The sequence below is a fragment of the Bacteroidota bacterium genome, from assembly GCA_017303975.1.
GTDB lineage: Bacteria > Bacteroidota > Bacteroidia > JAFLBG01 > JAFLBG01 > JAFLBG01.
In genome coordinates this window covers 37,442-63,530 of record JAFLBG010000012.1, presented here as the reverse complement: position 1 = coordinate 63,530, position 26,089 = coordinate 37,442, and the positions used below count along the sequence as shown (strand labels likewise).

Here is a 26,089-nt window from a genome sequence, read left to right as displayed (position 1 = left end):
ATGGCGGAAAAAAATATTCATAATACTAAATTACATTTAGGTTGTGGGCAAGTATACTTAGATGGCTATGTAAATATAGATTATCCTTCTTCAGAACATACTGTAATGACATCCATGAAGGCAGATAAGTATTGCAATATAAAAGAACTCGCATATACAAATAGCTCTATAGACGAAATTCGACTGCATCATGTATTTGAGCATTTTTCGCGTGCTGAAGCATGCGCACTTCTTTCCAATTGGTACTTTTGGCTTAAACCCCAGGGCATTTTACATATTGAAGTTCCAGATTTTGAAAAAATGGCAAAAATTGCTATTTCAAGATTTAAAAAACCAAAAGAAAAATTTGTTGCTTTAAGACATATCTTCGGCTCACATGAAGCAGGATGGGCTATACATTATGAAGGGTATTCCGTTAAACTATTAACTCAACTACTCAATCAATTTGGATATGACATAAAGAAAGTGATAAAAACATCTTACCAACTCACACATAACATACAATTAATCGCTGAAAAAAAAGACTGCTCTTTAACAAACCTACAACTCTGCCAAAAAGCAAAAGAGTGGCTTTCTAATTATATGGTTAATGAGGCGGAGTCAGAAAAAGTGATGCTCGAAGTTTGGATGACAGAATATAAAAAACTACTAAATCATCCAATTTAAAAACTACAAATAAGATGAATACTTCTACCATACCTCTTGTAAGTATCATACTGCCAGTTTACAACTGCGAAAAATACCTAGCGTCATCTGTAGAAAGCATCTTAAATCAAAGCTTTTCTGACTTTGAATTAATTATTATAAATGATGGTTCAAAAGACAATACGCTGTCCGTCATAAAAGCATTTAACGATTCTCGAATTGTTTTAATAGACCAACAGAATCAAGGTTTAGCAAAAGCTTTAAACAACGGAATTCGATTATCGAGAGGAAAATATATTGCCCGACAAGATGCCGATGACCTCTCTTACAAAGAACGATTATTAAAACAGGTAAATTATCTCCACTCAAATCCATCGGTATATTTAGTTGGCACTTGGGCTCGTATTATTGATGAGAATGGAAACGACACAGGCAGAGCACACCATCACCCAAAAGAAAATTGTACGCTAAAGTTCGATTTGTGCTTCGACAATCCTTTTGTGCATAGCTCCATTATGATGCGCAGAGAAATTATTGATACAGTTGGAGTGTATGATTATGCGGTACATCATTTAGTACAAGATTTTGAATATTGGTTTAGAATTTCACAAAAATTTGAAATAGCAAACATTCCAGAAATCTTACTCGACTATAGAGAAGTAAACTCCGGCATTTCAAAAACAACATTAGCTCAAGAATCGTCTGCAGCAGTTGTAGCCAAACAATCTGCTCAACATATTTCTTTTTACTTGTCTGAGTCACATAAAAAGTATGGCATAATTCTAGCTCAATTACACCACGGAACATTATCAGAACCCATTGATAAAACCACTTATTTAAATCTGCTAGAATGTCTTGATTCAATAGACAACTATCTTAATGTAAACAACAAATGCAATCCGGCACTTTTCAACTTGAAAAGACATAAATATCTTGTGAAATATAAACACTACAACAGTTTTATATACTCCACAAAAACTTCTTTGCCTACAAAACTATTTTTTAAAATTAAAAGAAGGGTATTAATAACCACAAGTTCGTTTTAAAATCAACTACCACATGAAAATTCTCCATTGCGTTGAATCCTATGCTCCATCAGTTGGAGGTATGCAGGAAGTTGTAAAACAGCTGTCGGAAAGGCTTGTAAAGCTTGGGCACGGTGTTACCGTTGCCACATCTAAACATGAAGACAGAAATTTTACCGAACTAAATGGAGTAACGATAAAAGAATTTGCTGTTTCAGGAAGCTGGGTTAGAGGAATAGAAGGAGAGAAAGACGCATATGAATCTTTCCTACTTGATAATGATTTCGATGTTATAACATTTTTCGCAGCACAGCAATGGGCTACCGATATAGCATTGCCAATCCTAACTAAAATAAAAGCAAAGAAAGTGTCTGTACCTACAGGCTATTCTGGGTTTTATTGGCCAGAATACAAAGAATATTTCGAAAAAATGAAAACGTGGATACATCAATACGACATGAATGTGTATTTATCCAACGATTACAGAGATATCAATTTTGCTAAAAAAAATAATGTTACCAAAACAATCATAATTCCCAATGGTGCAGCAGCAGATGAGTTTGAAAATTGCGATAGCAAATATCTAAGAAAAAAGTACAACATCCCACAAGACAATTTCTTAATTCTTCACGTAGGCAGCTACACAGGAATAAAAGGGCACAAAGAAGCATTAAAAATATTCTTAAAATCAAACATAAAAAATGCAACGCTGCTTTTTATTGGTAATAAGTACCAATACTTTTATAGGCATTTAATTAAAAACTTCCCGCTAGGCTTGCGTTTCTTACTATCTAAGCTAGGTTCAAAGCAAGTTATAATAAACCATATTTCTAGAAAAGACACCGTAGCAGCCTACAAAGAAGCTGACTTATTTCTATTTCCATCCAATATAGAGTGTTCCCCAATTGTATTATTTGAATGTATGGCAGCGAAAACACCTTTCCTAACAACAAATGTGGGCAACTCCAAAGAAATTATTGAATGGAGTAATGCGGGCAAACTACTCCCAACTACATTTGATAGCGAGGGATACAGCCATGCAACTTGTAATGAATCGACAAAGATGTTGGAAGAGATGTATAACGACCACACAACTAGAAATCAATTGGCAGAAAACGGATACAAGGCTTGGAAAGAAAAATTCAGTTGGGAAATTATAACACAACAATATGAAAAGTTATATTTAAGTTTAATTTCAGAAACGAAAGTTTAATGATTGTAGTAAAACTCATGGGTGGCTTAGGCAACCAGCTTTTTCAATATGCTGCTGCAAAAAGTTTAGCAATAAAACATCGTGTCGATTTTAAATTCGATTTATCTTTTTTGAATGAAAATCCCAATGGAGCTTACACAAAAAGAAACTACGAACTTTCTGTTTTTAACATAAATGAAAAATTTGTTTCTGAATCGGAACTCGCAAAAATAAAAAAAATTAGAGACAGTAAATTACTACGAAATTTATCATATAAGTTTCCAAATTTATTTTCTACGTATTACGGAAAAGAGACAAAGCATAGCTTTAATGAGCAATTCAAGCATTTTCCGGCAAACACTTATTTAGATGGCTTTTGGCAAAGCGAGAACTATTTTAAAGATGTAGCACAAGATATTCGTAATGATTTATACTTCAAGCCACCAATTAATGATCAAAACCAGACATTCCTTCAAAGAATAAAACAAACTAATTCCATTAGTATTCATGTAAGGCGCACCGATTATGTTGCCAATGAGAACGTATTAAATTTTCATGGCATCTGTACTGTTGATTACTATCAAAAAGCATTGGATACAATTTTACAAAAAGTAGAATCCCCTACTCTATTCTTTTTTTCGGACGACCCAAAATGGGTAGAAACGAATTTAAAATTCAACCTCCCATCCTTTTACATTGATTTTAACACCGGAGAAAAGAGTTACGAAGATTTACGTTTAATGTCTGCCTGCAAGCATCACATTATTGCTAACAGTAGTTTTAGTTGGTGGGGCGCTTGGCTAAACCCAAGTAAAGAAAAGATTGTTATTGCTCCTAAAACATGGTTTGCAGACACTTCTATCGACACATCGGATGTTATTCCAACTGACTGGATAAAAATTTAAAAATGAAATTAGGCTTTTTAGTATTAATACATCGTTATCAGGAACAAGCAAGTAAGTTGATTGAAACATTGATTAAAAACGATGTACAATTATTCATCCATGTAGATTTAAAATCAGAAGAAACATATAATTTTCTTTACCGAAAATACAATTCCAATTCAAAAATTATTTTTACTAAACGCTACAAAGTTTATTGGGGAAGTTTCAACCAAATAAAGGCCACCTTAGAACTTATTACTACTGCTGTGGCTAAATCAAAATGCAGCTATTACAGCCTTATAAGCGGGCAAGATTTTCCAATAAAAAAGATAACAGAATTTGCATCTTTTCTGGAACAACACAAAGGCCAGGAATTTTTATCTCACTTTAAATTACCCAATACTGCTAATTGGGGAGAGAATGGCGGACTAGAACGTTTGTATTACTATTGGATAGACATTTTAAGTCAACGACACTCTTATAAATACAATAAACTAAATGCCCTTATTCACAAGTTGCAAGATATAACAGGAATAAAGCGAAAATTAAACTATAATTTTTATGGTGGCCCCAATTGGTTTACCTTATCGCACGAGGCATTGCAATATGTATGCGAGTATGTAAAAGATAATCCCAAATACCTGCAACGATTCAAATATACAAGCACTGCTGATGAAATTTTTATTCAAACAATTCTTTTAAATTCAGCATTTGCAGATAAAATTACCAATGACGATTTGCGTTACATTAATTGGGCAACCGGGCCGGAGTATCCAAAGATTCTAAGAGACGAAGACTACACTCTTTTAACAAACGCTCCATCTAAATTTTTCGGACGAAAGTTTGATTGTCAAATAGACAACACTATTATTGAAAAATTACAACAAAAAATAAATGACTAAAGCACCGGAAATAACTGTACTAATGCCGGTATTTAATTCAGAAAAATACTTGCGAGAGGCTATTGATAGTATTCTTAGCCAATCCTATACAGATTTTGAGCTTATAGTAATTGATGATGGTTCTACAGATAATTCAAATAAAATAATTCGCAGCTTTACAGATAAAAGAATACGACTAATTGAAAACACTACCAATCTTGGTCTTATTAGTACACTCAACAAGGGATTTTCTTTAGCAAAAGGCAACTACATCGCTAGAATGGATGCGGATGACATAAGCCTTCCCAATAGGTTAAAAAAACAAATCAGCTATTTACAAAAGAACAGCACTTGCGCAGTATGCGCAACTAATAACAAATATCTATTTAAACAAAAAACAATATCTACAAATAATTGGTTCACAAGCAACGAAATTGCCCCACTGTTATTGTTTACTGCAACCATAGCCCATCCTACGGTGATGATGCGTACCGATTTTATTAAAAAAAATAACTTACAGTACGATACCAATTTTAAACACGCAGAAGATTACAAACTATGGACTGATGTGATAATCAACAAAGGAGAAATTCATCTTTTGGAAGAAGAACTTTTACTTTACCGAATTCATGATACCCAAATAACCAGCACTAAAACAGAGGAGCAAAAAATTATTTCAAATAAAATACGTGAATGTTTTTTATCGAATTTAGGAATACAATTTTCCTCTGTCGAGTTGGAAACACACTCCAAAATTGGGAATAATGTTTTTCTACAAAGTACTGATGAATTATTGAAAATTGAAGAGTGGCTTATAAAGCTTTCTGCATTAAACAAAGAAAAAAATATATTCAATACCGAATCGCTAAACAAAGTAATAGGAAAACTTTGGTTAGATAGTTGTGGCAATACAAACTTAGGAGTTAAAGCAATAAAAATTTATTTAAGCTCTTCATTAAAAAAACAGTTCCCAATTTCAATTTTAGAAAATGTGAAATTTGTTTTAAAATGTATTCTTAGAGGCATTAAAAACAAACGCTAACAAAGCTTTCACTTATTTTTTCAATCTCTTTTGTTGTTCTTTTTGCATATCCTGCAAACGTTGCTGCCAACGAGATACTTTTACCGGCTTCTTTTTATTCTCTTGTATTTTTTTATGCAACGCATCTTCATCTACAAATCTGCGCATGATAAAGGTTTGACTAAACGTTATCATATTTGCCAAAAAGTAATAATAACTCAATCCGGCAGAATAGTTATTGAAAATTCCTAAAAACATAATCGGCATAAAATACATCATAAACTTCATCCCGGGCATATCGTTATTGGTTGCCATTAATTGACTGTTACTGTATGTGTATAGTATAGTAGAAACAGTCATTAATAAAGTAAACAAGCTTATATGATCGCCATAGAATGGAACATTAAAAGAAAAATCTAATATCGAATCGTAGGTAGATAAATCATCCGCCCACAAAAAGGCTTGTTGCCTTAGCTCGATAGATGCAGGAAAAAATCGGAACAACGCAATTAGGATTGGCATTTGTAATAAAAGTGGAATGCATCCTGCCATAGGATTTACACCCGCCTTTTTGTACAAAGACATCATTGCCTGCTGTTTTTTCAAAGGATCATCGTTGCCAAACTTTTTATTTATCTCATCTACCTCAGGCTTCAAAATTCGCATCTTAGCAGACGACAAATAAGTTTTATATGCAATCGGAAATAATAAGGCTTTGATAATAAGCGTTAATATTAAAATTACAATTCCGTAGTTTAAATTAAATCCATCTAAAAAATTAAAAATAGGAATAACCAAAAATCTATTTACCCAACCTAAAATTCCCCAACCAAGCGGCACCTGCTTTTCTAACGACAAACCATACTCTTTTAATGTTTGGTAGTGGGTTGGTCCAAAATAAAACTGCATATCAAAGCCTTCCTTAGCCAAGTGCTTGTACGGAATTGTAAGATTAGAAGTAAATTCTTTTACATAATTTTTAGAGCCCACAATCTTCTTTGTGGTAGCATCCATTGGCTTTTCGAAGTCTGTTTTTGCAATTAAAACAGATGTGAAAAACTGTTGCTTAAATGCAAGCCATTTAATTTTCGACTCAAACGATTTTGTTTCATCACTTGTTTCGGAAATATAATCAACCTCATCTTCGTTGTACTTAAAATAAATTGTAGATGCTGCTTGTTGATTTTCAATACTTTTTTCTTGCGAAGGAATTTTCATCTCCCAATTAAGCGTAAGCTCATTTGTATTTGAAGGAATAATATCCTGTAGTCCTATTGTGTTGATGGAGAATCCTAATAAATACGTATTGCCCTTTAGGGAGTAGGTATATTCTAAATACTTATCAGAGCTGCCGGCAAATAGTTTAAAGGAAATAGAATTTGAATCCGTTTTATTTACAGAAAAAGATTCTGAGTTAGCAGTAAAATAAAGCGAATCACTAACAATAGCTCTATTTTGAGCAATAAATATTGTTCTAAGAGCAGAAGAGTCTTTATCGAATAACTGTAGCGGTTTGCCGGAATAGGTTTTATAATTTTTTAGTTCTACAGAAACTATTCGGGCGCCTTTAGAAGATATTGTTGCTTTTAAAAATTCGTTCTCCAAAGTGTAATATTTTTCTACACCTTTAGATGCCGAAGCAAAAACACCATACATACTTTTGCTTGCTTCGTTTTGTAACGAATCGGCATTTACAGGCATGGCTTTGCCTGTAGAATCTAGAGCTCCAACAACAGCCATTGCAGCAACGTTAGAATTTGCCGGAATTTTATCAGACACAACATTGCTAGCCTTTAAAAGTGTGTCTGTCTTTTGCTTTTCAATTACGGCTAACGAATCGGCAGTTTTTTTTCTTTGAGCAATTTCTTCATTTGAAGGTGCCGTAATATATATCCACCCAAATAAAATAAATCCTATGAGTGTAAGTCCTATGATTGAATTTCTATCCATAATAAAGCTAAAGTGCCCGCAAAGATAGGAATTGTTTTGGAATAGATATTTTAAAACAAAGAAGGATTATCCTTGCTCAAAAAAGTAGTCAATTAGCTCGTTTATTATCTCGGGAGAGAAATGCTTATTACCTTCAAAATAAGAGTCAATACCTAAGGATATTTCATCCTGAGAAATTAATCCGTCTTTATCCACATCAGCATACTTAAACTTTTTAGGGAGTTTAACCTGTATGTTTTTTGAATTGGTATGAGATACTAATTGTGCATTTTTTTGCTGACTATCAACTTCTTTAACTCTTTGCTCTGCTAATGTTACAGAATTGTAAGTAAGCTGGCCAGAAACGAACAATTCCTCCGAAACTATTTTACCATCGGCATCATACGTTTTCCAAACCCCATCTCGTTTATAATCTAAGGAACCTTCATCATACGCCAAAACACCCTCTTCCTTTATAGTTCCATTATCAAAAAACTCTCTCAATGTATAGGTCTTCTTTTTTTTATCGGTAAGCTTAAACTCACTTATCAGCACACCATTTTCTGAGTACGATTTTCTATTTATTAAATAATCTACATTTTTGTTGTACTCTTCAAAAAAATCAACCTGTCCGTTGGGGTAAAAATCTGTCTCCTTTTGTGCAATCCCATTTCTATAATGTACTATTGCCTTTTGAGTTCCGTCCTTGTAATAAGATTTCATGATGTAACTGCCCAAACCCACAGCCTCAAAACTACGCTCTAATTGACCATTGGGATAGTAATTTTTATAATAATTAAGATGACCGTCTTGATAATAACCTTTGTGAAGTAAATTGCCGGTATTGTAATAATCTAAAGCCCATCCTTGTTTGGGAATATCAATTTCATCCAATCGTGCAGAATCGCCCCCAGTAAACTCATTAAATTTCTCATAAAAACTAATACCGTACTCTTCGGTAGCCACCTGCTCAAAGGAATACTTAGTGCTATCCTTTATCCAGGCTTGCATGTGAACAAATAGGAAGCAAAAAATGAGTACAAAATTGGATTTTCGCATATTGTTTATCAACAACTTGATGTTAATACGAATATGCGCTATAAAAGTTTCATTGTCCAACCAAAATTAGCAAAAAATAAGAATGCTAACACGAACAAGCACGGCATAAGCCATTAAATAACAGATAGTTGAGGGATCACAACTTAATTCTCTACTAATTGAGTCCTTAACGAATTTGAAGTTTTTATTTAAATAACATATTGAAAAAGAAACAACAAAACGAACATCTTAGGTAATTTAACCCCAAACCCAATAATTAAGATTAAAATAAACTATTATATTAGCCGACCAAAAATTAAGTATATATGGAATTAACAGCCAAATTGAGCCAAGTTTTGCCTTTGCAAACAGGAACCGGAAAAAACGGACAATGGAAAAAACAAGATATAATTGTAGAAACGGAAGGTCAATACCCTAAAAAAGTATGTATTTCTATTTGGGGCGATAAAATAAATGAAAGTCAACTGCAAGTTGGCAATAAATTAAACATCTCTTTTGATGTTGAAAGCAGAGAATATAATGGGAAATGGTACACCGATGTAAAAGCATGGAAAATAGAAAGTGCCGGAGGATCGAATAATACTGCAGGGAAAAACGCACCTTCTTTCGAGCAAGAATTACCTCCTCTGCCTGAAACAGAAGACGATTTGCCATTTTAATTAACACAAACCCTTTTAATGGCTCTTATTTTATCACTAGAAACATCTACCACACTTTGTTCGGTTGCATTGAGTCTAGATGGAAAAACTATTGCGTGTAAGGAATTAAATGATGGCTATACTCATGCCGAAAATAGTACCCTCTTTATACAAGATGTTCTTACTATAGCTAACAAAACACTAAACAATGTTGATGCTATTGCGGTAGGTAAAGGACCAGGCTCTTATACAGGACTACGAATTGGCGCATCAACTGCAAAAGGATTATGTTATTCCTTAAAAAAACCTTTGATTGCTATTGACTCCCTACTTATAATGGCAAACGCAGTTTCGTCAATAGAATCTGATGCGCTTATATGTCCAATGATTGATGCTAGAAGAATGGAGGTTTACACCGCATTGTTCTCGGCAGAAAAAAAACAATTATTAGAAACTTGTGCGATGATTATTGACCACAGTTCTTTTGCCGAAGAACTAAAAACCCAAAAAATATATTTTATTGGGAATGGTGCCGAAAAATGCAAACCCATATTCGCCAACAACACGAATGCATTTTTTATAGATACTATTTACCCATCTGCCAAGGAAATGGCAAGCATAGCAGACCAAATGTTCTTACAAAAAAAATTTGTAGATGCTGCCTACTTCGAGCCTAATTATGTAAAGGATTTTTACACGCCCACAAAAAAGTAGAATAGCTATTTATTTATATACACCACTTTTCTAATCTCGGGCTTAGACGCTCCATTTTTATAAATATGTACAAAATATACACCTTCTAAAATGGCTTCTTTTTCCAAGCTAAGAGGAATGCGATGCTTTCCTGTTCCATACGTTCCTCCAAGAATAAGTGTTTCGCGACCTAATACATCTACTAGCTTAACATCTAATTTTGCCTCTTGACTTAACGATAAATACACCAACGTATTTCTTGAAATTGGATTAGCGTAAAGAATATAATCTTCATCATTAGGCAACGCAATAATTTTATGAAAATTAGTATCTACAACTTGTCCATTAGATGTAATTACTGGCGACCACAATCCCGCTCCATTCTTAGCTTTTGCACTAATGTAATAAGTTGTACCATTTTGCAACGCAATAGGATTAATAGTAATGGTTGTACTATCGAAATTGTTTGTCCAACCAACTAAATCAGAATCGCCTGCGGAACTTCCAATTGCAAAATAATATTCTTCAATCCCGGAATGTGGGTCGGAACTGGAAGTCCAATTAGCGGAAATGCTGGTAGCAGAAAAATTGATTGCCGAATCAACCAACAACATGCTTCCATCGTACATATTCTTAATTGCTCCGGGAGCTGTCCAATCGGCATTTATGTAATAATAATCTACCGCAGAAAGATTTCCGGCCGAATCGGTGCAGATAGTTTTTAATCGTGCGGCCTCGGTAAACGGATCTATATTTTGATAACGAATATCGCTAGAAGAAGTACCTACTGTAATATTTACAGATGCTCCCCTGGAGCGATAAATTTTCAATTCGTTTACATAAAACTGAGAATTGCCCGACCTAAATGAAATATGTGTACCACTTGCAATTGGAGAAGAATCAGTAACTGTACCAACTAAAATGTTATTTTGATATACACGAATTAGTCCGGTAATTCTATCATACAATACTTTGTAATCGTAGTACACATTCACAGAAAAGGTAAGCGGCACATCTAACATAGGAGACGCAAAGCTATTATTAATGGTCTTATAGATTTGCAATTTTTGGTCGTCCAATCTAAACCATACAAAATAAGAATTACCGCGCTGCAAGGAATCCGGATTATCGCACATAAAGTGAAAACCGGCTCTTCTATTATTTCCGGCTCCCGTTATTTTACCTACAAAGTGATACAAGTACCTGTTAGATAATGTTTGAGTAAGTGGCGCATAAATATTTGTATTGTTTTGCGTATCGTCCGATTGATAAAGTGCCTGAGAAGTAATGTTCCAAGTACCTGTTTTTGCAGTCCAATCAGCATGAATAGCCTGATCAAAATTATCAGAAAAATAACCTCGTGTATTATTGGCTCTCCACTCTGTTCCATCAAAATCAATAACTTGATAGTATCCCCTATCTACTCCACTACCTCCAACATTATCAGAATCAGTAACTGTTGCAACAAAATCTTGTGTTTGCCAATTTAAATTTGCTTGTATTTGCGTGGTAGGCGCAACTATATCTGTAGTAGATGATGATGAGCCGGAACCATTATAGGTGAGAGCCCATCCACTAGAAATAGTAGCGCAATCTGTTCTAAAATCAAGCAACAAACTCCCTCCGGAGGATGTAATTGCACCAGGATTTGTTGTACCTGAATACCTACCAATTAAAGGTGCACTGGTTGTGCTTCCATCATAAATATACAACCAATCGAAATTAGTTTCGGTGCTAAACTGAGTAAAATTAATAGAAACCGTTTGTGCACCGGATGGTTGAATAAGAATAACTTGTCTTAAATCGTTCGTATAATTACCACTAGCACCGCCATTATCATACAATGTTCCGGTAGTTGCAGTTACTGTGGTAATTGTTGGATTATTATTTATCATGGTATAAAATTTATACCAATTCCAGTTTGGACCCGGATCATTATGTGTTTGTCCAGGAAAATGTTGGTGTCCTTTTATTCGATAACAAGTTGTACTAATTAAACACTGACTAGTACTTCCACTACATGCCGGACCATGATACGTGCGCAAAGGATTAATCCCATAACCACTATTACAAATATCCCTAACCAAAGCAGATGATGCGCTATACATGGCGGAAGTAAACCAACTAGTTTGAGATATCCAACCTTCGTGCTCAATACCAATTGTATAACTATTATTACTCTTTAAGTGAAAGCCTTTATCACTTTCTCTAACCATTTGTGTTATTTGGCCATCTGAAGCGCGAATATTGTAGTGAGCAGATACATTGGAGGCACAGTTTTTAAACCAAGAAATGGAACCTGCATAGGTACCCTGCATAAAATGTATTGTAACATCAGTAATTGCAGCACCGCTTCTAGAACCGTAGTTGCAGCTTGCTGCCGGATCCCACAATGCAGGAGCATAATCTGTAGATTGAAGAGTTGGGGTATTCGAATACTTATAAGACGCACCATTAGTTTCGTCCATTATTTCATAACCATCTATTGTAACACTCTTAGCACTTAACACAGATAGATTTGCACCGAATATTTTTTGCAAATCGATGTGGTGATCTGGAAAGCCATAAATAGATTGGTAAATTCCATTCGTTAAAAATTTATAGATTACATACAACTGCGAGTTTAACGCAAAATTATTTGTAATGTCTGCATCAATCGGAAGCTCACTTAACTCAATAAGAATTGGTACATGATTTTCCGGGTCTGTATTTAAAGCTAGTTTTTGCTGTAATACGGTATACGCTTTTGCATACGCAAGAATAGAGGTACGAACATCTGTCAATATCTGTTGCTCCGAATAACCCGATAACAGAGCTACTTTCGTAAGATTGTTTCTAAAATATTTTTTTCCATCCAAAGTCAAACCCATTACGGTGTACATTTTAGGAATATCAATGCAACTTCCCTCCTCACTATCTGTTAAATTATAAAATCGAGTTTGATTAAAAGATACAGCCTCCAACATTCCCTTGGGAATAGAAGGATTAGTTTGATAAGCCTCGTTAAAGTATAACTGATATGGATTTACAACTTGCTCGTCCGCCTTTAAAATACACGAAAAAAATAGTAGGTATAAAAATAGTGGTAATCTTTTCATACAGTAATTGGTTAAGATTACTGCAATTTAAGAAATCAGAGTCCTCAATCCAATAATTTTATTTCATATTTATGAACTGCACAGGGATCTCGTAATCGTTAGACCGCACCAAACTAATTACTTGCTGCAAATCGTCAATTTTTTTGGCAGAAACCCGTATTTTATCATCCATAACCTGAGCTTGCACCTTTAGCTTTGAGTCTTTTATATCTTTTATTATTTTGCGTGCTGCATCTTTGTCTATCCCCTCCTTTATCTTCAGCTCTTTGCGTACCATATTGCCCGATGCGTATTCATCTTTTCCGTAATCTAAACAAGCAGGATTTAACTTTTGCTTTATCATTCTTGCCCGAATTACATCAATAATTGAATCTACGCGCATAGCATCTTCTGTGGTAATGGTTATTGCCTTGGCTTTTTTATCTAGTTCAATAAGTGTTTTAGAATCTCTAAAATCAAACCGTGTTGCAATTTCTTTACGTGCTACATTTATAGAGTTATCTAGTAACTGTAGGTCTATTTCGTTGGCAATATCGAATGATGGCATAGTTATAAATAATGAATTTTGAATAAAAAATACAAAAAATCAAACAATTACTTAAATATTAGCAGCAGCTTCCGCCACCCGCTCTCCATCAATAGCTGCAGAAATAATACCTCCGGCATAACCGGCTCCTTCTCCGCAAGGGAAAAGTCCTTTTAATTGTGGATGTTGAAACGTTTCTTTATCTCTTGGAATGCGCACCGGTGATGATGTTCTTGATTCTGTAGCAACTAGAACAGCTTCATTACTATAATATCCTCTCATTTTCTTGCCAAACTCTTTCAATGCTTTTTGTAAACGAGTACTTACAAATTTAGGAAGCAACTGATGAAGTTCAGCTGATACTACTCCAGGCTGATAAGATGTTTGAGGTATATCGGCAGATAATTTATTATTTACAAAATCTACTAATCTTTGGGCAGGCGCCACTTGTGTATTTCCACCTGCTTTGCACATTTGTTGCTCCACACTTTGTTGAAAATACATTCCCATTAATGGGCCATAATTCTTAAAGGCTGGAATATCCTTCTCCTCCACACTTACCACCAAACCGGAGTTTGCAAATGGGTTGTTCCTTTTTGATGGTGACCAACCATTGGTAACAACCTCTCCGGGGCTTGTAGCGCATGGTGCGATAATCCCTCCCGGACACATACAAAAAGAGTAAACCCCTTTTCCATCAACTTGTTCAACCAAGCTATATGAAGCTGCCGGTAAGTACTTACGTTGCTCCTCTACTTCTTTTATAGCACAATGGTATTGTATAGAATCTATCAAGCTTTGAGGATGTTCTACACGTACACCCAATGCAAAGGGTTTGAACTCAAGCAAAATACTTTTTTTGTGCAATAAAGTAAATATATCCCTTGCAGAATGACCCGTTGCAAGAATTACAGAATTAGCTGCCAGCTCGTAAATATTCGATGATATTAAATCCTCAACCACAACACCACTTAGCTTTTTATCAGAAGCCAGCAAGTCAATTACTTTTAAGTTAAATAGCACTTCTCCTCCTGCTTCTTGAATTTGCTCTCGCATAGCAGTAATAATCTTAGGAAGTTTATTGGTACCAATATGTGGATGTGCCTCAACTAATATTTCGCGACTAGCACCAAACTGAACAAATGTTTTTAACACCTCAAACACATCGCCACGCTTGGTAGAACGCGTATACAATTTACCATCGGAATACGTTCCTGCACCACCCTCACCAAAACAATAATTAGAATTTGGATTAACTACCTGCTCTTTGTTTATTGCAGCCAAATCTCTTCTGCGCTCTCTTACATCTTTGCCTCGTTCTATGACAATTGGTTTTACACCTAATTCAATTAACTTTAAAGCAGCGAAAAGTCCGGCTGGGCCAGCTCCTACAATAATTACCGTTTTGTTGGAACTTACTTTTTTATATTGTTTAAATTTAAAATCGTGGTCTTTTGTTGGAATTTCATTTACAAAGACTCTAACTTTTAAATTAATTTTAATATTCCTACTTCGAGCATCAACCGACCGTTTTAAAATTTCTACTTCTGTTACTTCGTTTTCTAAAATCCCAAAATTGCTACAAACACTAGCTTTTATTTGATTTTTATCTGCGGCAACAGCAGGAGAAACAACTAAAGAAATTTCTTTTATCATTTTATACTATTTGCAATTATAAAATAGCCTATTTTCCTTTCCTCTCCCTGCCCTCTCAATGAGAGGGATATACATTTGTAGCCTATTTTATAATTACAAATGGTATTAGAATTGGCATTATCCCTCAAAAGTAAATGAAAGCAAGAACATTCTTGAATTTAGTTTATCAAGGCTTTTAGAATAAATAAAATTATCACGAACCAAAATATTACTTAAGCCAAATACCCATTTAAACTCAATTCCAAATTTAAAGTAGGTTAAATAAAAATCAAGTCCGGTGCCTAATTCGTATGCAAAATCTTTGTTGTTTAGTTTAATTATTGCCTCATTGGGGTTAGTTGTTTTTACATCTTTTTGCGAAGCTAAGTCAATTGTATATCTACCGCCTCCCACAACGTATGCACCAAAATTATTAAGGCGTTTAGATCGATATTTTATATTTAATGGAAAATCCAAAAAAGTAGATTCTACTTGCTTGCTCAATAAATACTCTCCTTTGCTATCCTTCATTTGAAACTGAATATTGCGTTCGCTAAAAGCCAAATCGGGCAAAAAACGAAGAGTTACATATTCATGCAATCTAACTTCGGCCATTATTCCCAAATTAAATCCGGTTTTAGGAGCCGATTCTATCACTAAAATACTATCAGGCTTATCAAGACTCGAAATAACCGAAAAATCGGCACGATTTACTCCTAAATAAAACCCGAAATTAAGAACCGACCTGTAGTATTTGGGTAAGTTAGGCACCTTGGCATCTTGAGAATACAAGTAGTTTGCTAGCAATAGCTGAAGTGCAAAAAACAATAGGATATTTCTTTTTATGATACTCAAAATGGGTTATTCAAACTATGTAACGCAATAATTAACTTTTTATTTTTCAGCAATATACAATGTTGCTATACCGAAAGTTAAAGGAATTTGTTTACAATTCGAAAAACCGGCTTCTTTCAATTTATCTAAAAATGCAACTCCGTAAGGGAAGGATTTTACAGATTCCGGCAAATAGCTGTAGGCAGAATAATCTTTAGAAATTAATTTACCGATGAATGGCATTAAGTTTTTAAAATAAAACCAGTATAGTTTTTTAAAAAGAAGATTAGATGGTTGCGAAAATTCCAAAATATAAGCTCTCCCATTTACCGTTAATACTCTTCGCATTTCTTTAAGTCCGGAATTTAAATTTTCGAAATTTCGTACTCCAAACGAAACAGTTACGGCATCAAAAGAAGCTTCGGGGAATTGAATATTTTCAGAATCTCCCAAAGACAATACAACTTTATCCGACAATTTATGCTTTAAAATTTTTTTCTTGCCTACCTCCAACATATTAGCAGAAATGTCTATTCCATGAATTTTTACAGAATTTATAGTTGCTAATGAAATTGCCAAATCTGCGGTGCCTGTAGCTACATCTAAAATAGAAACAGGGTTGCGTTCTTCTACTTTTGCCACCAATTTCTTTCGCCATTTTTTATCTATACCCATAGAAAAAAAATGATTCAAAAAATCGTAGCTGTGTGCAATGTTGTTAAACATTTGCGCTACCTGCTCTTTTTTGGCGGAAGACGATTCTTTATAAGGCACAACAGGATTCAAACTACTTGATGGATTTAGTTAATATAGCTTCTGCCTCTAACAACAATTGTTTCTTATTAACAGGAATAACACCAACATGTTCGCAAACCAAACCTCCGGCTAAATTGGCTAATGAAGCTGTAAATTCAATTGGAAGTTTCAAGGCAGTACAAAGTGCCGCCACACTAACTACGGTGTCCCCTGCTCCGGACACATCAGCAATAGAACGTTTATGAGCCGGGATTATTTTTTTATAGGTACCATCATTTACATATACTCCATGTTCAGATAAGGTAACCATGATGCTATCTATTGAATGTTTTTTTCGGAATGCGTCTGTTATTACATTCAGTTCCTTTTCGTTAATTATTTCAATTTCAATTTTTGCTCCCTCGCACAACTCCTTTAAATTTGGTTTAAACAAGGTGCTTTTTGCATAGTCGTTAAAATTAGCCCTTTTAGGATCGACAATTATTGGGATGTTTTTTTTATTCGCGAGTTTAGTAATGTCGCTTATCAATTCTGGGAATAACAATCCTTTATTATAATCTTCAAATACTACAGCATCAATTTTAGCCTCGGAAAATAAAGAAGTCACTTTATCAACAACCTTTTTCGCATCAGCTTTACTAAGTCTGTCATTCAACTCTTCATCTACACGCACTAATTGATGATTATTGCCAATAATTCTTGTTTTAACAGTTGTTATACGGGCATTACTTACAACAACGCCTTTATGTACTAACTTTTGTTTTTTCAACAGGTCGGTAAACACTTTACCATAATAATCATTGCCTGTAACACAACACAGTATTGGGTTTGCGCCTAAAGCTTGAATATTTAGTGCAACATTTGCCGCACCACCCAATCTGTTTTCTTTTTTTTCAACCGCTACAATAGGCACAGGAGCCTCAGGAGACAAGCGATTTACTTTTCCCCAAACATAAGAGTCTATCATGCCATCGCCAACAATTAATATGTTTAAGCGATTAAAAGATTGAAAAAGTTTATTTAGTTGATGCCTATCCAAATTAATATTTCTTTAATCTAACTTATCCAACGATTTTTTTATTCTTTCCATTGCGTCTTGCAACCTTTCTTCTGAAGTAGCGTAGGAGATTCTAATATTCGTATCTTCCCCAAAAGCCTCTCCCGGCACAAGTGCAACATGCGCATCGTCTAACAAATAATTACACAAATCGGTAGCATTTTTAATTTTATAGCTACCAAACGACTTACCAAAATAAGCTGTAACATCCGGATAAACATAAAATGCCCCCTCCGGAATATTTACTTTTAACCCATTTATATCTTTTAATAATCCAAGCACCAAATCTCGTCTTCGCTTAAACGCATCTCGCATAGGTATAATTTCTGCAGGATCCATTTCCATAGCTGCATACATTGCTTTTTGTGTTATGGAGCTAGTTGCTGAAGTAAACTGACCTTGCATTTTATCGCACGCTTTTGCAATCCAAAGTGGAGCGGCAATAAAGCCTCCTCTCCAACCTGTCATCGCAAATCCTTTGGAAACACCATTTACAGTAATAACTCTATCCTTTATAAAATCAAACTGAGCCATAGACTCGTGCTTGCCAACAAAGTTGATATGTTCATATATCTCATCAGAAATAATATATAACTCAGGATACTTTACAATTACTTCGGCTATAGCTTTTAGTTCTTGTTTAGAATAAACGCTCCCTGTAGGATTACAAGGAGTACTTATCATTAGCAATCGAGTTTTTGAGGTAATGTGTTTTTCCAACTGAGCCGAAGTAACTTTAAAATCGGTTTCAATAGTTGATGGTACAATTACAGCAACTCCATCGGCAAGCTTTATCATTTCTAAATAACTTACCCAATATGGCGCAGGTACCAACACTTCATCTCCAGGATTAACCAAACTTAACACCACATTTATAATTGATTGTTTAGCTCCGGTAGAAACCACAATCTCTTCTGCTGTATAGTCTAAATTATTATCACGTTTAAATTTTCTTGCAATAGCTTGTCTTAATTCTAAATAGCCAGACACATGAGTGTAGTAGCTAAAATTATCGTCAATTGCTTTTTTAGCAGCTTGTTTTATAACATCAGGTGTAGTAAAATCGGGCTCCCCCAGACTTAAACTTATAACATTAATCCCCTGTGCTGCTAATTCTCGGCTTTTACGAGCCATGGCTATTGTTTGTGATTCAGATAGCCTTTTTATACGGTCTGTAAGCTTCATAAAATTGCTTAACCAAACTAGGTTGGTAAGATTATTAGTGAATTATATAGTACATAAATGTAGTATTTTTCAGCTAATTACGGAATAATAAAAGTGCTTTTGAATTAGACCCTATTCCCTATTTAAAGCCAAAAACTTTTTTTAGAATATCGGTAACACGTGCAGCGGGATCTTTACGAATTTTAAGTTCTTCTTCTGCTACAAGTTTAAACAACCCTTGAATAGCCCTATCGGTTACATAACTTTCTAAATCGGGATTAATTTTTTGAACCATGGGTAACTTATTATACTTTTTTGCCAACGGATTCCAATATTTCGTAACATGAACTTTCTTTAATGCTGCAGCAACCTTAGGTTTAAACTGTGCCTTAAGTTGCGCCATAGTTGCTTGTTGCAAATACTGAGTTGCTGCATTATCACCGCCTTTTAAAATAGATATTCCATCCATTATTGACATTTGCGTAACAGCAGCAATAAAAATAGGAGCCGCATCTTTAGCAGCTTCTTCAGCTGCCCTGTTTAAGGTCATTACAAATTGATCTACCTGTTTGTTCATTCCAAGGTTTCGCAATGTTTGATCTACTTGCTTTACTTCCGGAGGAAAAGGTATTTTTATAGCCGTATTTTTATAGAAACCATCCAACTTAGAAGCCTTTGCCGTAGAATTGTTTGTGCCAACAGTTAAAGCTTCTTTTAAGCCTTTTACAACTTCATCATTGGTAAGCGAAGCGCCATTTGAACCTGTGATGGTATTAATTACAGAATTAACGTTAATTTGCCCATTCACAACTATTGTTGAAAAAAGGACTACAACTAAAACTAGATTTCTCATATTATACATTTACACATCTAACTTACAAATATTCTGCCAAACTATACGTAGTAAAAAAGTGCTTTCATTTTATTTACTATAAAAAGCAAAAAAGGGCACAAACTTTTTAACTTTAAACTTTAGAAATAAAACTATGATAGCAGAGTTAATTACTATAGGAGACGAACTTTTAATTGGCCAAGTAACCAATACCAATGCCGTTTGGATGGCACAACAATTGAATCAAATTGGAATTTCTGTAAAACAAATTACATGCATCTCCGATAGTAAAGAAGATATAATTAAAACCTTAAATGAAGCTCAAAAACGAGCTCAAATCATTTTGATTACAGGCGGCTTAGGTCCTACAAAAGACGACATTACGAAACACACCCTGTGCGAATATTTTAACACCCACTTAGTTTTTAATGAGGATGCTTATAAAAATGTGGAACGCCTTTTTGCATTAAGAGGTTTTTCTGTTTCGGAAATAAACAAAAGACAAGCAGAAGTGCCTGCCAATTGTATTGTAATACCTAATAACTCCGGCACCGCTCCGGGCATGTGGTTCAACTACAATGAAAATATAATTGTTTCGATGCCGGGAGTTCCCTATGAAATGAAGGGAATAATGCAACAGTCTATTTTACCCGAGCTAAAAAAAAGATATAAACTTCCATTTATTTATCACAAAACAATTTTAACGCAAGGTGTAGGCGAATCCTACTTATCTGAAATAATAAGCGATTGGGAGGATAGCTTGATTGCATTGAATTTAAAGCTTGCCTATTTACCATCTCCCGGAATGGTAAGGTTGCGCATTTCAGGAAAAAGTGCTAATGAATATGAGCTTAAAAATACTATTGAAAATAAAACAAAAGAACTTGAAGCTATCATTTCCCAATATATATATGGATTTGAAACGTATGGCGAAGAACCGGAAACAATCCAAAAAATAATAGGGACTCTACTAAAGAAAAACAAAAAAACACTTTCGGTGGCAGAAAGCTGCACAGGTGGCTATATTTCTCACTTAATAACAAGTGTAGCGGGTTCCTCGGAATATTTTACCAGCGGAGTATCGCCTTATAACAACAACATAAAAAAACAATTATTTGGCGTGCCGCAACAAATGCTTGATACAGTTGGAGCTGTAAGCGAAGAAGTTGTGAAACAACTCGTTATTGGCTCTATTGAATTATTTAATACAGATTACGCAATATCTGTATCTGGAATTGCCGGTCCGGGAGGAGCTACGGCCGAAAAGCCTGTAGGTACTGTTTGGATTGCCGTAGGCAACAAAGAAAAAATAATTGCCGAAAAATATTTATTTGGCGATGACAGGGAGCGCAACATTCAAAAATCTGCCACTACTGCATTAAATATGTTGCGAAAATTTATTCTAAATGAATCAGAAAAATAAGTGTGGCTCTTAAAATCTCTATTTGAGAAATACATTTATTCCAAATCCTGTTTGTAAATCGGGAGCATTATCAACTAACAAATCCTCTCTTACATAGACACAGTAAGCAATTCGTCTGTGGGCAAAAGTAAAAATAAAACTCCAAGCTTGTAAGCCACTATACAATTCTGAAATAGCGTAATGCCAATGAGAAGTGTGTCTATTACCGGTTAAAACCACATGTTCGAAATCGGAAGGATTAAAATAAGCTGATTGCAAATTATAGTTAAGAGCTAAAGAAATTGCACGTTTCTTTTTTAGTTGCTTTTGATAGGTAACATTACTTTCAAAACTTGAAATAAATTTTCTACCACTAATAGCAACCCTATTTCCATACACAATAGTAGCTTGGCGCAATGCACCAGCACTTATTCCCAATTCTAACGATTTATTTTTTGCAAAATTAATTTTCTTTACACCAGATGTCGAAAAACCTATATCTGCAACAGGATTATACTGCGAGGTGTTTACACCTATGTGAGCCCCAAAATTCAGATATATTTTTCGTTTATCGTTTATTGTTAGTTTAGGATAATACAGATAATCCAATTCAATTCCCGGTATTACAAAATCGCCAGAGTTCATTCTTACATAATTATCGTTTGCATCTTTATACACAATTTGCGCATTATTTAAACCATAAAATTTTCTAGAAAAAGGATCCTCGCCACCCGCAATATTACTATGAAACCACTCAATCGAATTATCCGATGTTACTAACGAAAAAGGACCTTTCCCTTTATCGAGCGAATACGAACGAATTCCAATAGTTATCTCCTGGGTTGTATTTATTGGCAAGCAAAAAGACATTCTGTATGAACGCAACACTCCATCTGCCAAAAACTCTTTCGTTTTTGAAAGGACAGTATTCACATCAAACTTTCCTTCTCGCTCGTGCCAAGGAATACCCTCGGCTATTTTTTGATCAACAACATCTTGCAATTCATATGATTTTACATATGGTAGCCATACATTTCCATTTGATATTTCAAATGAAAAAGATTTTTTTTGCTGTGCATATGTTTTAAAATTGTGATTTATTCTAGCAATATACATTCCTAATGGATGTACTGACAGTGTATTCGGTTTTATAATTGGAAAAACAATATCAACCCCAACAAGCAATGAATCCGAAACTTGGCACTGTAAATTAATTTGAAAAAAAAGCAGTAAAACACAAACTAAAAAAAAACGCATTATAAATTAATTAGTACCCACAAAAAAATTATTCTGCCTCCAAGCTTAGCGTATCTTCTAATAAGCTAGGGAATTTAGAGTTATCAGTTGTTAAAAATATATCGATTGATGCTCCGGAGTTAATATACCTTTCATTCCCCGATACCGGAAATTGCTTGTACACTTTTGATTTTAAAGAATCTGAAGGCACATCGTAACTAACAGAGCCTAGTAATAAAGATAGTTCGCCCAACCGCTCAAAAGCCTCTTGTCTTGTGTAACCAATTAGATAAGGGATTGTAATTTGCTCATCTCCCAATCCTTTCCCAACTAGCAAATCAACAATAGTTCCTTTTGGAACCATCTTACCTATTTCAACTTTTACACCTTTTACTTGTTGCTCCAAAACGCAATTACTACACTGATCTGCCTTGTATTTTATTCTGCCCAAACGCAAACCGTATGTTTCTATCAATGAAACGGCCTGTCTTAATGATTTATCTTGCAACTTTGGCATTGCTACTTGAGGAGGCATAACAGCAGTTACATACAAATAAATTGTTCTATCTTTTTTTACCATTGTTTGAGGCTCCGGGTCTTGCTTTAATACAACACCTTTCTCTGCCTTGGCATCAAAAATAGAATCTATCACTAAATAGGTTACCTCTTTTCCTTTTACAAAATCTTCCAAACGGGCTACGGAAACACCTTTAAAATCAGGAACTTCAACCGTTTTTCCGTGCAACGTATAATAGTTCATCATAAAAAAAACAAGCCATAAAAAAAACACCGCTCCCAGTATAGAGAAAAGTATATTTCTTACAAATGGATGTTTCTTAAAAAAATTTATTACTCCCATTAGGCTAGTTGTTGTGCTGATTTGCGTTTTCGTTGAAATCCAAAATCTAAAATTTTATCAATAAAATCAAATGGTTTGTATCCATTAATTGCCGACTGATGGAAAATACATGTTGCAGGGGTCATCCCAGGTAAAGAGTTTACCTCTATAAAAATAACCTCTACTCTATTCACATCATAAACCCGAACAAAAGCATCAATACGCGTATATCCGTTTATGTTCAATATTTTCGCAGCCTTACCTAATTCTTCTTTTACCTTATTCGAAATCAATTGCCTTTCTTCTTTATTAGCCGAATAGCGCGCAGGAGTAATATTTTGTCCTTGTCCTGCTAAAAATTTTTCTTCTAACGACAATACATCTCCTTCGCTTAATGCTTCCGATGCTTCAAAAACTTCATACGAAACACGTCCAAATTCATCAAACTTAGTAAGCATACCTCCGGTAATTTCTAAAAAATGTATGGCATCGCGCTTAGAAATTAACTCTTCTATCAACATTACTTTTTTTGACGGGAACTCTTCTTTTGGTTTAATATGAAGCATCTCCGCAGCTTTTGTATTCAACTCATTAGAAGTTCTAAATATAAGCTCTGCAAATGCTTCTAGCTCCTCAATGCTTTTAATCTTTTTAACTGCAGAACTACATCCGTCATCCACAGGCTTGGCTATAAGCGGGAACTTAATTTCATTTACAATTTTTTCCAACAAACTATTTTTTGCAGTGTGCCACTCCAAATCGCTTACCAACAAATGATTGGCAATCAGCAACCCGTTTTGTTTCAAAATTTCATTTGTTCTATACTTATCTATAGTAATGCGCGAACTCTCTACCCCCGAACCATTATATGGAATATTCAATTTATCTAATTTCTCTTGCACTGCGCCATCTTCTCCAGGTCGGCCATGCAAAGCAATGAATACACCATCAACTAAATTGGTTAAATCTGAATACGAAATTTTTTGGGGAGCACCCAGCTGATTCTTTGCCGCATATTTAGATGTGATAGAAGAACATTGTGTTATAATATCTCTTACAACGGGATGTGTTTTAAAATTATTTATTTTCTCCTTTATATCATCTGCATTGTCTTTCAAAAGAATATTTATAGGAATTTGGAACAATTCATGTTCTTCGTTACTTCCAGTTAAGAAAATTGGAATAGGTTCGTACTTAGTAGAAGATGACAATTTCTCGTAAATATTTCTACCACTTTCAACCGATATATGTCGCTCGGAAGAATAACCTCCTAGCAATACACCAATTCTTATTTTTGAAGAAACTGCTTTTCTATCTTTATCAATCGCTTTATCTAAGGACGTTACAAGCTTTGCAAATTCTAAGTTCTTAGAGTCGTTGACACGCTGTGCTATTGAGGTTCGAATTATATAAGTTAAAAACTGTGATGGATTCAATCCAATTTCGGCAGCCTGATGAAAAAAGAATGAAGATGGCATCATTCCCGATGTGGTATTGGGGTCGTTTAAAAACACTTCGCCTACACCATTTATAAATCCATCAATGCGGGCATATACACCAAAATTTAAGCTTCTAAATAATCGCTCGCACTCTGTTCTTATTTTATTTATTTGTTCATCGGGCAATTCGATTGGAGTAATTTTTCGAGACAACCCGGGTAAATACTTAGATCGATAATCAAACAATTCTTTTCCCTTTCTTATCTCCGTTGGCGGCAAAGCCAAACCATTTCCATGTTCGTTTTGAACAACAATGCACGAGAATTCTTTTCCCTCGATAAACTGCTCAATCAATACAATTGCTTCGGCATCATGTCCTTCTAAATAAATAGAATCAAAACCTTCTAGTTTTTCGTTTACAAAACTCAATAATTTTTCCGGATGGTAAATAGTTTCTACAGATCGTCCAACTGCACAATCTACAGGCATTCCAATGCCCTCTCGAATATCTGTTAACACGCGAATATATTCAACTCGCTGCTCAGTTTGTAGGGTTTCCCAAAATTCTTTTTTTATTTCTCTGCAAAAAAAACTTTTATCAATGGCATCTGCAATTGCTTGATGAGATTCTTCCGACACAATACTTATCCCAATAGAAGAGCCTTGTGTAGCCGATTTAACAACACAAGGAAAACCAAGGGTACTTTTAATTTTAGCAGCAATTATAGCAACTGTATTATGGTCTTTTTGGTAAACCCATTCGTTTCTTTTGATTGTAAAATACGAAGGGCTTTTAAACCCCGCATTTATCATCAACTCTTTTTGAATCGTTTTGTCTATCCCAATTGCTGACGATAAAATTCCTGCTCCAGAATAAGGAATTGACAAATACTCCAACAATCCTTGAATACGACCATCTTCACCATTAGGACCATGAAGACACAAAAAGGCAAAATCTATTTTCTTTTTCAAATCTTCGGCAGACAATACTTTGCCCAGTGTACTTACTAATTTCTTTTGTTGCGACTTCGTTAACTTACCAATGTTTTCCGCATAAATCTGATATCCATTCTCCGAAGTCGGCAAACTATCTACCGGTGGATAAAAATCACGCACACTACCTTTATAAATATACTCCCACCTCAACTCCACAAAATTGCCAAAACTATCCACAAAGATAGGCACTGCATCAAAAAGCGATTTATTCAAATTATCGTAAACCGTTCTCCCTCCGGCAAAAGATATTTCGCGTTCGCGAGAACTTCCCCCAAATAAAATTCCAATTCTAATTTTTCCCATAGCAAC

At 34.7% G+C, this 26,089-nt stretch carries 22 protein-coding genes; 9 read left to right on the top strand and 13 right to left on the bottom strand.

Annotation, left to right across the window (positions count from 1 at the left end; genetic code table 11):
• Genes J0M08_06370 through J0M08_06345 form a run of 6 tightly spaced genes read left to right on the top strand, consistent with a single transcriptional unit; the run spans position 1 to position 5,669 of the window.
• Positions 1 to 666 carry a hypothetical protein gene (locus J0M08_06370; protein ID MBN8702670.1) on the top strand — a complete coding sequence of 222 codons (666 nt, stop codon included), beginning with the start codon at positions 1 to 3 and terminating at the stop codon, positions 664 to 666.
• A gap of 14 nt (positions 667 to 680) precedes the next feature.
• The gene (locus J0M08_06365) at positions 681 to 1,691 is read left to right on the top strand and encodes a glycosyltransferase (GenBank protein MBN8702669.1); all 1,011 of its coding nucleotides are present in this window, start codon (positions 681 to 683) and stop codon (positions 1,689 to 1,691) included.
• Between the two features lie 13 nt (positions 1,692 to 1,704).
• Positions 1,705 to 2,883: a glycosyltransferase family 4 protein gene (locus J0M08_06360; protein MBN8702668.1), complete on the top strand. Its 1,179-nt coding sequence runs from the start codon at positions 1,705 to 1,707 to the stop codon at positions 2,881 to 2,883.
• Complete coding sequence (locus J0M08_06355; GenBank protein MBN8702667.1) at positions 2,883 to 3,767, top strand: alpha-1,2-fucosyltransferase; 885 nt, start codon at positions 2,883 to 2,885, stop codon at positions 3,765 to 3,767. The genes J0M08_06360 and J0M08_06355 overlap by 1 nt, the downstream gene beginning before the upstream one ends.
• A gap of 2 nt (positions 3,768 to 3,769) precedes the next feature.
• Positions 3,770 to 4,648 (top strand): hypothetical protein, encoded by an 879-nt coding sequence (locus tag J0M08_06350; protein MBN8702666.1) that lies wholly within the window; start codon positions 3,770 to 3,772, stop codon positions 4,646 to 4,648.
• A complete protein-coding gene (locus J0M08_06345; GenBank protein MBN8702665.1) occupies positions 4,641 to 5,669 on the top strand; it encodes a glycosyltransferase family 2 protein in 1,029 nt (342 codons plus the stop codon). Before J0M08_06350 ends, J0M08_06345 begins: the two co-directional genes overlap by 8 nt.
• Before the next feature lie 12 nt (positions 5,670 to 5,681).
• On the opposite strand, the gene yidC is transcribed toward J0M08_06345, so the two are convergent.
• Both yidC and J0M08_06335 read right to left on the bottom strand, forming a co-directional pair.
• A complete protein-coding gene (gene yidC / locus J0M08_06340) occupies positions 5,682 to 7,598 on the bottom strand; it encodes a membrane protein insertase YidC (GenBank protein MBN8702664.1) in 1,917 nt (638 codons plus the stop codon).
• Between the two features lie 66 nt (positions 7,599 to 7,664).
• Complete coding sequence (locus tag J0M08_06335; protein ID MBN8702663.1) at positions 7,665 to 8,636, bottom strand: hypothetical protein; 972 nt, start codon at positions 8,634 to 8,636, stop codon at positions 7,665 to 7,667.
• A gap of 305 nt (positions 8,637 to 8,941) precedes the next feature.
• On the opposite strand from J0M08_06335, the gene J0M08_06330 reads away from it, so the two are divergent.
• The gene (locus J0M08_06330) at positions 8,942 to 9,295 is read left to right on the top strand and encodes a DUF3127 domain-containing protein (GenBank protein ID MBN8702662.1); all 354 of its coding nucleotides are present in this window, start codon (positions 8,942 to 8,944) and stop codon (positions 9,293 to 9,295) included.
• 18 nt (positions 9,296 to 9,313) lie between these two features.
• Positions 9,314 to 9,988, top strand: a complete 675-nt coding sequence (tsaB, locus tag J0M08_06325) for a tRNA (adenosine(37)-N6)-threonylcarbamoyltransferase complex dimerization subunit type 1 TsaB (protein ID MBN8702661.1) — start codon at positions 9,314 to 9,316, stop codon at positions 9,986 to 9,988.
• Between the two features lie 5 nt (positions 9,989 to 9,993).
• Here the strand turns inward: tsaB and J0M08_06320 are convergent, their stop codons facing one another.
• From J0M08_06320 to J0M08_06285, 8 genes are all read right to left on the bottom strand, one after another.
• Complete coding sequence (locus tag J0M08_06320) at positions 9,994 to 13,065, bottom strand: N-acetylmuramoyl-L-alanine amidase (GenBank protein ID MBN8702660.1); 3,072 nt, start codon at positions 13,063 to 13,065, stop codon at positions 9,994 to 9,996.
• A gap of 58 nt (positions 13,066 to 13,123) precedes the next feature.
• Positions 13,124 to 13,612, bottom strand: a complete 489-nt coding sequence (locus J0M08_06315) for a YajQ family cyclic di-GMP-binding protein (GenBank protein MBN8702659.1) — start codon at positions 13,610 to 13,612, stop codon at positions 13,124 to 13,126.
• A gap of 51 nt (positions 13,613 to 13,663) precedes the next feature.
• A complete protein-coding gene (locus J0M08_06310) occupies positions 13,664 to 15,247 on the bottom strand; it encodes an FAD-binding protein (GenBank protein MBN8702658.1) in 1,584 nt (527 codons plus the stop codon).
• 117 nt (positions 15,248 to 15,364) lie between these two features.
• The gene (locus tag J0M08_06305) at positions 15,365 to 16,054 is read right to left on the bottom strand and encodes a PorT family protein (GenBank protein MBN8702657.1); all 690 of its coding nucleotides are present in this window, start codon (positions 16,052 to 16,054) and stop codon (positions 15,365 to 15,367) included.
• A 66-nt stretch (positions 16,055 to 16,120) separates the two neighbouring features.
• A complete protein-coding gene (gene ubiE, locus J0M08_06300; protein ID MBN8702656.1) occupies positions 16,121 to 16,786 on the bottom strand; it encodes a bifunctional demethylmenaquinone methyltransferase/2-methoxy-6-polyprenyl-1,4-benzoquinol methylase UbiE in 666 nt (221 codons plus the stop codon).
• 61 nt (positions 16,787 to 16,847) lie between these two features.
• Entirely contained in the window at positions 16,848 to 17,783 is a 936-nt protein-coding gene (locus tag J0M08_06295) for a D-glycero-beta-D-manno-heptose-7-phosphate kinase (protein ID MBN8702655.1), read from the bottom strand.
• Positions 17,784 to 17,867: 84 nt separating this feature from the next.
• Positions 17,868 to 19,058, bottom strand: a complete 1,191-nt coding sequence (locus J0M08_06290) for a pyridoxal phosphate-dependent aminotransferase (protein ID MBN8702654.1) — start codon at positions 19,056 to 19,058, stop codon at positions 17,868 to 17,870.
• Between the two features lie 118 nt (positions 19,059 to 19,176).
• Positions 19,177 to 19,890 (bottom strand): DUF4197 domain-containing protein, encoded by a 714-nt coding sequence (locus tag J0M08_06285; GenBank protein MBN8702653.1) that lies wholly within the window; start codon positions 19,888 to 19,890, stop codon positions 19,177 to 19,179.
• Positions 19,891 to 20,023: 133 nt separating this feature from the next.
• On the opposite strand from J0M08_06285, the gene J0M08_06280 reads away from it, so the two are divergent.
• On the top strand, positions 20,024 to 21,292 hold the full coding sequence (locus tag J0M08_06280) for a competence/damage-inducible protein A (protein MBN8702652.1): 1,269 nt from the start codon (positions 20,024 to 20,026) through the stop codon (positions 21,290 to 21,292).
• A gap of 18 nt (positions 21,293 to 21,310) precedes the next feature.
• Here the strand turns inward: J0M08_06280 and J0M08_06275 are convergent, their stop codons facing one another.
• The 3 genes from J0M08_06275 to J0M08_06265 are packed head-to-tail and all read right to left on the bottom strand — an operon-like array spanning position 21,311 to position 26,074.
• The gene (locus J0M08_06275; protein ID MBN8702651.1) at positions 21,311 to 22,528 is read right to left on the bottom strand and encodes a hypothetical protein; all 1,218 of its coding nucleotides are present in this window, start codon (positions 22,526 to 22,528) and stop codon (positions 21,311 to 21,313) included.
• 28 nt (positions 22,529 to 22,556) lie between these two features.
• Positions 22,557 to 23,366 (bottom strand): PASTA domain-containing protein, encoded by an 810-nt coding sequence (locus tag J0M08_06270; GenBank protein MBN8702650.1) that lies wholly within the window; start codon positions 23,364 to 23,366, stop codon positions 22,557 to 22,559.
• On the bottom strand, positions 23,366 to 26,074 hold the full coding sequence (locus J0M08_06265; protein ID MBN8702649.1) for a D-alanine--D-alanine ligase: 2,709 nt from the start codon (positions 26,072 to 26,074) through the stop codon (positions 23,366 to 23,368). The genes J0M08_06270 and J0M08_06265 overlap by 1 nt, the downstream gene beginning before the upstream one ends.
• Between the last annotated feature and the right edge of the window lie 15 nt (positions 26,075 to 26,089).

Excerpts from the sequence above, each read along its gene's own strand:
- J0M08_06370 (MBN8702670.1), top strand. The coding sequence starts at position 1 with ATGGCGGAAAAAAATATTCATAATACTAAATTACATTTAGGTTGTGGG.
- J0M08_06365 (MBN8702669.1), top strand. The coding sequence starts at position 681 with ATGAATACTTCTACCATACCTCTTGTAAGTATCATACTGCCAGTTTAC.
- J0M08_06360 (MBN8702668.1), top strand. The coding sequence starts at position 1,705 with ATGAAAATTCTCCATTGCGTTGAATCCTATGCTCCATCAGTTGGAGGT.
- J0M08_06355 (MBN8702667.1), top strand. The coding sequence starts at position 2,883 with ATGATTGTAGTAAAACTCATGGGTGGCTTAGGCAACCAGCTTTTTCAA.
- J0M08_06350 (MBN8702666.1), top strand. The coding sequence starts at position 3,770 with ATGAAATTAGGCTTTTTAGTATTAATACATCGTTATCAGGAACAAGCA.
- J0M08_06345 (MBN8702665.1), top strand. The coding sequence starts at position 4,641 with ATGACTAAAGCACCGGAAATAACTGTACTAATGCCGGTATTTAATTCA.
- yidC (MBN8702664.1), bottom strand. The coding sequence starts at position 7,598 with ATGGATAGAAATTCAATCATAGGACTTACACTCATAGGATTTATTTTA.
- J0M08_06335 (MBN8702663.1), bottom strand. The coding sequence starts at position 8,636 with ATGCGAAAATCCAATTTTGTACTCATTTTTTGCTTCCTATTTGTTCAC.
- J0M08_06330 (MBN8702662.1), top strand. The coding sequence starts at position 8,942 with ATGGAATTAACAGCCAAATTGAGCCAAGTTTTGCCTTTGCAAACAGGA.
- tsaB (MBN8702661.1), top strand. The coding sequence starts at position 9,314 with ATGGCTCTTATTTTATCACTAGAAACATCTACCACACTTTGTTCGGTT.
- J0M08_06320 (MBN8702660.1), bottom strand. The coding sequence starts at position 13,065 with ATGAAAAGATTACCACTATTTTTATACCTACTATTTTTTTCGTGTATT.
- J0M08_06315 (MBN8702659.1), bottom strand. The coding sequence starts at position 13,612 with ATGCCATCATTCGATATTGCCAACGAAATAGACCTACAGTTACTAGAT.
- J0M08_06310 (MBN8702658.1), bottom strand. The coding sequence starts at position 15,247 with ATGATAAAAGAAATTTCTTTAGTTGTTTCTCCTGCTGTTGCCGCAGAT.
- ubiE (MBN8702656.1), bottom strand. The coding sequence starts at position 16,786 with ATGTTTAACAACATTGCACACAGCTACGATTTTTTGAATCATTTTTTT.
- J0M08_06295 (MBN8702655.1), bottom strand. The coding sequence starts at position 17,783 with ATGATAGACTCTTATGTTTGGGGAAAAGTAAATCGCTTGTCTCCTGAG.
- J0M08_06290 (MBN8702654.1), bottom strand. The coding sequence starts at position 19,058 with ATGAAGCTTACAGACCGTATAAAAAGGCTATCTGAATCACAAACAATA.
- J0M08_06285 (MBN8702653.1), bottom strand. The coding sequence starts at position 19,890 with ATGAGAAATCTAGTTTTAGTTGTAGTCCTTTTTTCAACAATAGTTGTG.
- J0M08_06280 (MBN8702652.1), top strand. The coding sequence starts at position 20,024 with ATGATAGCAGAGTTAATTACTATAGGAGACGAACTTTTAATTGGCCAA.
- J0M08_06275 (MBN8702651.1), bottom strand. The coding sequence starts at position 22,528 with ATGCGTTTTTTTTTAGTTTGTGTTTTACTGCTTTTTTTTCAAATTAAT.
- J0M08_06270 (MBN8702650.1), bottom strand. The coding sequence starts at position 23,366 with ATGGGAGTAATAAATTTTTTTAAGAAACATCCATTTGTAAGAAATATA.